This is a genomic window from Pseudoalteromonas sp. AOP7-A1-14, assembly GCF_052376275.1.
GTDB lineage: Bacteria > Pseudomonadota > Gammaproteobacteria > Enterobacterales > Alteromonadaceae > Pseudoalteromonas.
The window spans coordinates 1-8,887 of record NZ_JBQSVO010000137.1 but is presented as its reverse complement, the minus strand read 5'-3'; the positions used below and the strand labels follow the sequence as shown (position 1 = coordinate 8,887).

Below are 8,887 nucleotides of genomic sequence, written 5' to 3'. Positions count from 1 at the left end.
AATTAAAACTTATCATAGCAAAGTAATGCTACAATAACCTTACATAAAAAACATTTAAACAAATATTTCATAACATATAGTATCAATGTAAACGACTTTAAAAAATGCACTTAAGTTTTAATTTAACAGATACTTTTCCTATATTTTTTATTTAGGATTACACTGCTGAAACAAAAAACCCGCTTTAAAAGCGGGTTTCAAATGGCTAAACAATCTGCTTAGAAAAAGTTAACTTTGAATTCAGCGCCAACAAAACGCCCTTCGTTAACCATTGCTGTATTGTTATTAAAGTCAATTGCACCTATTGATTGCTGCTCATCAAATAGATTACGAGCAAAAACAGCCACTTGGTATTCGTAATCACCATCAGCCCAAGCATAACCACTACGTAAACCTACCTCAGTAAGTGCTTTTCCTTCAAATTCTACTGACTCATACAAAAAGTAGTTAATTTCGCTACGGTATGAAACATCAGCATAAGTAAAGAACTCACCATCAGCTAACTCTTTACTGTAACGTAATGTTAAGTTTGAGATCCACTCAGGTGCGTGCGGCAGACTATTACCATCGATGATAGCATTACCATCAACCATAGGATCTGTAATTGTTAGCAAGCCATCTGAAACACGACTCGGTACTGGAATCGAAATTGAATCGTCTTTTAGTTCAGTATTATTGTAGCTTAAGTTAAATGTCGCATTTAACTCATCTGTTAATACCCACTCAGTATCTAACTCAAAACCATAACCCGTAGTTTTATCGGCATTTAATAGACTTGTTGTATTTGTGGTGCCACCAACGGCTGTTAATTGTTGATCCTTCATGTTGAAGTAATAAACACTTGCATTTACACGACCACGACCATCTAATACATCTGACTTAATTCCTGTCTCGTATGACGTAACCGTTTCTGAGTCAGCTTTAGTCAGCTCATCAGAGAAAGTAATACGTCCTTGGATACTTGGGGCACGGAATGTATTCGCAATACGGCCATATAAATTAACTTCATCGGTTAATTTATATGACGCAGATAAATCCCAACTGATATGATCATCGCTTGCATTTTCTGTTCGTGTAATATCTGTTTGGCATTGCATTAAGTCAAAATTACATTCATTTAAATTAGCCGGGACAATTTTACGAACTGCAACGAAGTCTTTTTCATCATCTGAATAACGCAGACCTGCGGTTAGTTTTAAATCATCACTCACAGTGTAATCAACAGAGCCAAATACAGCCCATGCTTTGGTATCTTGTTGCTGATTTACATAACCATTAAGTGAGCCACCAGCCAATGTGTCATAACCAAAATTCTCGATGGTTACTGACTCATCAAAGTAAAATAAACCTGTTTGATAATTAAAATCACCAGCAAAGTTACTTGATAAGCGTAGTTCTTGAGTGTATTGATTGTGATCAGGTAAGCCACTTTCACTTTCAGATTGATAAGGAATGACACCAGGACCGCCAACATAGCCGCCATCAATATCACCACGAGAGTTTACCTCGGCGCTTTCCCAACCAGTAATTGACGTTAATGTATAATTAGTAAAGTCGTACTCAAGTTTTAAGCTCGCACCTTGTGAATCAACAACCTGAAATTCACGTGCAGCAGCATTGTGATAAACTTCATCAGCATCAAAACCATCAACTAACTCATTTGAGCCAGTTTTAATTGCGTTAGCATAAAATGGGATTGGTGTACCTTCCATGTTACGAACGTGATAGTTTAATAATGCCGAAAAATCATCTTTTTCATATAAGAACTGAATGCGTGCAGCGCGATCGGTGTAACCACCCAAGATGTCGTCTTCTTCAAAGCCCGGAGCGCGGTTATCAATATAATCCTCTTTATCTTGCCATAATACAGATACACGAGCAGATAAGTTATCAGTTAAACCACCGCCAACAGCGCCTCGAAAATCAATTGAATTATTTGTACCGTAAGACACGGAGCTAAATCCATCAAACTCTTGGTTTGGCTTTACAGAATCAAATTTAACAAGGCCTGCAGGCGTATTACGACCAAATAATGTACCTTGTGGTCCACGTAGTACTTCAACACGTGCCACATCAAATACCGGGAAGCCTTTTAAAATAGCATTTTCTTGAACAATGTCATCGACTACTAAAGACACTGGCTGTGACGCGTTCAAGTCAAAGTCGGTATTGCCTAAGCCACGAACATAAAAACGTGGGAATGTGCGACCATAAGAAGACTCAATAGATAAGCTTGGAATTTTGGCATTCATAAAACGAATATCCATACCAGCTGAGCTATAAGCATCTAGCTTGTCACCTTGAAGTGCAGAAACAGCAACAGGTACTTCCTGGGCATTTTCTACACGCTTACGTGCGGTGACTTGAATAACTTCAAGTTGATTGTTTTTTGCAGCTGGCGTTTGCTCTTCTGCGCCAAGGGTAGAAAATGAAGTACCTGCTACTGCAGAGAACAACGTTGCATTAATGAGGGTTGCTAACGTAGATCTTTTCATTGCTTTCATGTCGGGCTTTAACCTTTTTAGTGCACTCTTGTTCAACGGTTTGGGGTTGCGCCAAGTTCACTTGGCGGGCTCGGTCAATTTTTCGCGCCTTGAAAAAAGCTGCGCGGACCTCTTTGTCGAGAGTGCAAAACAAAGTAAAGAGGCTGAACGAACACTTAAGATTATAACACTGCGTGACAATATTGCTGCATAAAAATACAATTAAATGAACTTTTTACAACATATAGCGTCAACATAAAGGATTTTAGAAGAATTTAAGCACTTATATTTTAAACAACCGGACATTTGTCCTTTACGTATAAAGAGTGGGGCGGTAGCTGTTTAGTGTAAATACTCTTGATACGTATTTTATTAAAAATAAAAAGTACCTATTATTTTAATCTACCGCTAGGTACGCTAAAAACTTAAGTCTTACAAACTCACAATGACGTTAACTCGAAACTTCAAGATGACTAAGTTTAACGCTCCAACACTGCCATATACTCAGTAAAGTAACGGTAACGCCCATGGAGTAAAAACTTTAAACATACGATAAGGTTCACTATTTATTTTTCATATTCATCTAGAAATGACTTGAGTCCAACAAGCCCTAAACTATAACCACCAAATCACCCACTTAAATTTATGATTGACCCGACTCAGCCTGAAAGCTAACGTTGAGTAACATCTTATATTAAGGATAAAAAATGGATTTAACAAACTCACTCACTAAAAGTTGGCGAGTGCTTTTAATGCGCGGTTTGATCGCCATTATTTTTGGTTTAGTTACCTGGTTTGCACCGAGAGCGTCATTACAAGTAATTCTGCTTATTTTTGCCGGTTATTTCTTCTTTGATGGTTTGCTGCGGGTTTGGGTCGCTATTTCCTCAAAAAGTAACAATCCATTATGGTGGTTGTTACTAGTTGGAGGAATATTATCGATTGCCGCTGCGTTAATGACCTTGTTTGTCCCAGACATTACCACTTTACTGCTGTTATATTATATAGCGGCTTGGGCTATTGCCATTGGCGTTGTTGAAATTTTAGTTGCGATGAAATTACGGCATGAAATAAGTGGCGAGTGGCTACTTATTATTACTGGTGCGCTATCAGTGATATTTGGGCTATATTTAATGTTTAACCCCGGCGCGGGTATTTTAACCCTGCTATGGTTAGTGGCAACTTATGCAGTTATTTTTGGCAGCTTAATGGTGTTATTTGCACTTAAGCTTAAAAAACTAACTCAGACCTAAATTAACTTTAGCTTCAATTGTTGAGGCTAAGTGCAGTAATACACTTGGCCTCAACAATCAGCAAATTACTCTTTTAATACGTACGGTTTTTTCAGTGCTATTTCGCCATCAATATGGATATCACGTTGCGCAAAGGCAATACGCACATCATTCTCTTTAAATATTTTATAAATACTAAAACGAATATCACTGCGCACCAGACGAAGCATAGTTTCTGATTCTGCGCACACCCAAAAAATAGCACTAAACACCAACGAACTTTCAGCAAAATCATCAAACATTACTGACGAAGCAGGCATGGGCAGTATAGCTGGATGCTCACTCAGCACCTGTTTAATTAACTTTTCAACAAGCAATACGTCACTGTCATAAGCAACCCCAACATTAACTGATGAACGAGCATTGCGGTCTATCAACGTCCAGTTAGTGACTGTGTTTTCAAGTAATTGGCTATTAGGGACTAACATATGTACGCCATCGTTACGGCGAATACGCGTAGAACGGGTATTAATTGTTTCTACCACGCCTTTAGCTGTTCCTACTTCTAAAAAGTCACCGATGCGTATTGGCCTCTCCCACATAAGTATCCAACCACAAATAAAGTTATTAATGATATTTTGTGCGCCAAAACCAACACCAATGGCAATAGCACCAGATACAAAAGCAAAAGCAGTCAACGGAATATTTAATACTTCTAATGAAGTGAATATTAATACTCCAATAGTAATCACTAGGTAAATTCGGGTAAACAAATGTACGGCGTCAGGGCCAAGATTGCGTGCCAGTAACGCACGACGAATTAGTCGACCAACTCTTGCCACTACAAACCATATTAATAATAGTATTAATGGCACTTGAATTATTTTTAGTATGGTAATTTGCACACCATTATAGCTAAACAACACATATGTAAGCGCAGACTGAAAATCAGCTAGGGTCATTAGTTTTATCCACTAAGAAAACTCTTAAATTATAATTAAACCTAATTTGGTTCTTTGGTTCAGTTTCCACTAAGTTTAGCACGGCATAATAGCTCCTTAGTATAAAGAGTTTAGTAATTAGTAAGCTCTTTATGCACTAAATGAATAGTTTATTAGCATTTTATTGCAGTCAGAGCTATATAAATAGTAATGGCTACCCAAAGCACGAGGAGAGATCAATGCCGCAATTAACTTTAAACCAAAAATTAGCTACATTACAGCCAATGGTTGATCTAGATTTATTTGAATCAAGTTTAAGTTATCGAAATAAAATATTATGTTTACTCGCTGAACAAGAGCAAACATTAAGCTCTATCAACAAAGAGTTTGGTCATGCAGTGCCAGCTAGTTTTGGCAGCGAGCAGAAGTTCGTATTAGGTTACAACTAATTTGCTTAAAATGGTCTACACTTTTATGAATTACCCATTAAGTAATATGACAACAACCCATTAGTAGCTTTAATACGAGCGATTGCATTTAAGCTACTATTTTTTTAATTACTAATATTTTATCTGTAATTCCGCCTTTTTGCGCTCAATCCACCCAATAAGTCGATAAACTTGATTGTATATAATCTAAAATTTGCTAAGTTAACGGTGTTTAGCCAATTGGCTTATGTTTTTTTAATTGGAGCTCTTATGCGCAAATCTCTCATCGCTAGTACTATTGCCAGCGTTTTATTATTATCAGCTTGTAGTTCACAACAAGTTGAAGACAGTAAAGAAACAGCCTCACAAATACAAGACGTTAATGCACAAAATGTATTAATGAAACCTAGCCCATTACAATATATGGCGCCTGAGTTTGATAAATTTGATACTAAAGATTACGAACCGGCATTTGATGCTGGTATTGCAGCTCAAAAAGCAGAAATAGCAGCAATTACTAATAACCCTGCACCAGCAACGTTTGAAAACACCTTAGTTAAAATGGAATATTCAGGTGAGCTACTTAACCGCGTATCAACTGCGTTTTATAGCTTATCTGGGCTTATCTCAAATCCTGAATACCAGCGAATTGCTGCAAAAATGGCGCCGATATTATCGGCTCATTCAGATGATATTTACTTAAATAAAGCATTATTCGCCCGCGTTGAAAGTATTAATAACAATAAAGCGAGCCTAAATGCGGAAGATCAACGCTTGGTTGAGTTTTACTACACTAAATTTGTTAACGCAGGCGCAAAACTAAACGAGACTCAAAAGGCTAAAATGCGTGAACTTAACGCAGAACTTGCTAAATTATCAACTGAGTTTTCACAAAATATTCTTAAATCATTTAAAGAAGATGTAATTTTAGTTACTGATAAAAGCGAACTTGCGGGTCTATCTGAGGGTGAAATTGAAAGTCTAGCCGCTGCTGCTAAAAAAGCAGGTAAAGACGGTTACATGATCACTCTGGTAAACACTACGCGACAACCTGTTTTAAGCAGCCTTGAAAACCGTAAACTTCGTGAGCGGATTTTTAAAGCATCATCAACGCGTGCACAAAAAACAAATGGCCCGATCATTATTAAAGAAACGAACCTACGCGCACAAAAAGCAGAGTTATTAGGTTACAAAGATTGGGCATCGTATGTGATGACAACACGTATGGCCAAAACCACTGAAAACGTGTATGGCATCCTTGATGATCTAGCACCAAAAGCAGTTGAAAAAGCCAAAGATGAAGCCGCTGAAATTCAAAAAGTAATTGATGCTGAAGGTCATACTTTTGATTTACAGCCATGGGATTGGGCTTTTTACACTGAAAAAGTGCGCCAAGCTAAGTACGACTTAGACCCTGCACTTGTTAAACCTTATTTTGAAATGCAGTCAGTTATTCATAATGGCTTATTCTTTGCTATGGAAAAACTGTACGGTATTACTTTCAAAGAGCGTAATGATTTACCGGTATACCATGAAGATGTAATGGTATTTGAAGTATTTAATGAAGATGGCAGCGCCATTGGCTTATTCTACATGGACCCATACGCACGTGAAGGTAAACGTGGTGGCGCATGGATGAGCTCATACGTAGTTCAAAGTGGCTTAAAAGGCACTAAACCGGTTATTTCTAACGCGCAGAACATTCCAAAGCCAGCTGAAGGTCAACCAACCTTAATGACCTTCTCTGAAGTAACTACTATGTTTCATGAGTTTGGCCACGCGATACACGGTTTATTCTCAGACGTTAAATACCCAAGTCTTGCAGGCACTTCAACTGCACGTGACTTTGTTGAATTTCCTTCACAAGCCAATGAAGATTGGAATATTGAACCAACCGTGCTTGCTAACTACGCGAAGCATTACAAAACAGGTGAACCAATTCCTAAAGAGTTACTTGATAAAGTACTTGAGTCACAAAACTTCAACCAAGGTTTTGGTACTACAGAATACTTAGCCGCTGCACTGCTTGATATGGAGTGGCACTCATTTGGCGCTGATAAAAAAATTACTGACGTACAAAAATTTGAGCACGAAGCGTTAGATAAACACGGCATTGCATACTACCCAGTACCACCACGTTATAAGTCTAGCTACTTTAGCCACACTTTCGCTGGTGGTTACTCTGCAGGTTACTATGCATACCTTTGGACTGAGGTATTTGCAGCAGATGCATTCGCTCACATGACCGAAGAAGGCGGCCTGACTCGTGAAAATGGTGATAACTTCCGTAAAGAAGTTTTATCAAAAGGTAACAGCCGTGACTTAATGCAAAGTTACATTGAGTTTCGTGGCCAAAAGCCAACTACAGACGCGCTACTTAAGCGCCGTGGTTTAGTTGAGTAATTTAGCAATTTAAAGCTTGATTAAAGTCAAAAGCCCGCACATTGCTGCGGGCTTTTTGTTGAACCCTTAGCAAACACAAACCAACTCCAAATACTCCACCGACCATCTGTACCTACTTAACTGTTTTTATTTACTCTTTTAAACACTATAACTCAATGAATGAATTAATAATTCAACCACACCTTGTATATTTTATTTTAATAAAATACAACGTACAGAAAAAAATATTCTTGACCCTCCCGCTTAACGGATGTTTAATGTATTGATAACAAGTAGAGACACTCTTTTACTTGTTATTACTAAAACAGTCCAAATCGACAATTAAAGTTATAAAAAGGACGGGAAACAATGAAACAACATACATCAACATTTACTTTAAGCTCTATATCACAAGCCACGCGAAGTATATTAAGAACCCCTAAAACGGCTATTACAGGCGCTTTAATCGCAGCTGCATTTACTACAGCTCCTGCTTTAGCCGCTCTAACTGGTGGTATTAAAGGTCAAGTGGTAAGTGAACAATCACCTCAATCTGTCGCTGGTGTTACTATTACTGCAACAAGTAACGTTATGCCCAAACCACGTACAGTAGTGACGCGTGAAGACGGCAGTTATAATTTACCAAAACTTAAGCCAGGCACTTACGAGCTTACTTTTACTGACAACAATGGCGTAACACAAACAATGAACGTTGAGGTGTTGCTTGAGCAAACATCAAACGTAAATGTATCGCTTTCAGGAGCAAAAGAAAACGTCGAAGTTATTACCGTTACGGGGAGTAAGCTATTTCGCCAAGGTAACTCAGCGCTAACCAACTCATTAGGTGAAAAAGCCATTGAAGGCGTGCCGGTTGGGCAAGATTACCGTGATTTACTAAAGCTAGTTCCGGGCGTCGAACTATCTCAAAACTCAACACTTGGCCCATCAGCCGGTGGTTCGGGTGTAGATAACTCATATGGTTTTGATGGCGTGAACGTATCTCTGCCAATGTACGGTAACTTAGCATCTGAGCCGTCAACTCACGATGTTGCGTTTGTGACTATGGACCGCGGTGGTGCAAAAGCTGTCGGCTTTAACCGCTCAGGTGGCTTTTCAATTGATACCGTATCAAAGTCTGGTACTGATGAATTTCATGGTAACGTTGAATACAAAACCCAACCAAAAAGCTTTGTAGCAACACCTGCTGGCGAGGAAAGCTATGAAACAGATAAAAGTTGGTTAACCGCAAGTTTAGGTGGCCCGCTGATTGAAGATGAACTTTACTTTTATACTTCATATTATCGCCCTGAAGAAACACGTTCAAACAAAGATACAGCTTACGGTGAAGTAAAAGAGTACGAAAGCATTCGCGATGAATATTTTGGTAAGTTAACGTGGGCTCCCACGGATGATTTGTTATT

At 38.5% G+C, this 8,887-nt stretch carries 6 protein-coding genes; 4 read left to right on the top strand and 2 right to left on the bottom strand.

The window, feature by feature from the left end; all coding sequences use genetic code 11:
• Positions 1–218 precede the first annotated feature (218 nt).
• Entirely contained in the window at positions 219–2,504 is a 2,286-nt protein-coding gene (locus ACT3RM_RS15905; protein WP_441834844.1) for a TonB-dependent receptor, read from the bottom strand.
• 686 nt (positions 2,505–3,190) lie between these two features.
• Here ACT3RM_RS15905 and ACT3RM_RS15900 point away from each other — a divergent pair.
• Positions 3,191–3,736, top strand: a complete 546-nt coding sequence (locus tag ACT3RM_RS15900; protein ID WP_441834843.1) for an HdeD family acid-resistance protein — start codon at positions 3,191–3,193, stop codon at positions 3,734–3,736.
• Positions 3,737–3,801: 65 nt separating this feature from the next.
• On the opposite strand, the gene ACT3RM_RS15895 is transcribed toward ACT3RM_RS15900, so the two are convergent.
• A complete protein-coding gene (locus tag ACT3RM_RS15895) occupies positions 3,802–4,677 on the bottom strand; it encodes a mechanosensitive ion channel family protein (RefSeq protein WP_441834842.1) in 876 nt (291 codons plus the stop codon).
• Positions 4,678–4,895: 218 nt separating this feature from the next.
• On the opposite strand from ACT3RM_RS15895, the gene ACT3RM_RS15890 reads away from it, so the two are divergent.
• From ACT3RM_RS15890 to ACT3RM_RS15880, 3 genes are all read left to right on the top strand, one after another.
• A complete protein-coding gene (locus ACT3RM_RS15890) occupies positions 4,896–5,105 on the top strand; it encodes a hypothetical protein (RefSeq protein WP_441834841.1) in 210 nt (69 codons plus the stop codon).
• A 249-nt stretch (positions 5,106–5,354) separates the two neighbouring features.
• Positions 5,355–7,487, top strand: a complete 2,133-nt coding sequence (locus tag ACT3RM_RS15885; protein ID WP_441834840.1) for a M3 family metallopeptidase — start codon at positions 5,355–5,357, stop codon at positions 7,485–7,487.
• A 348-nt stretch (positions 7,488–7,835) separates the two neighbouring features.
• Positions 7,836–8,887: carboxypeptidase regulatory-like domain-containing protein (locus ACT3RM_RS15880; protein WP_444511414.1), on the top strand; the 1,052-nt coding region annotated here is incomplete at its 3' end.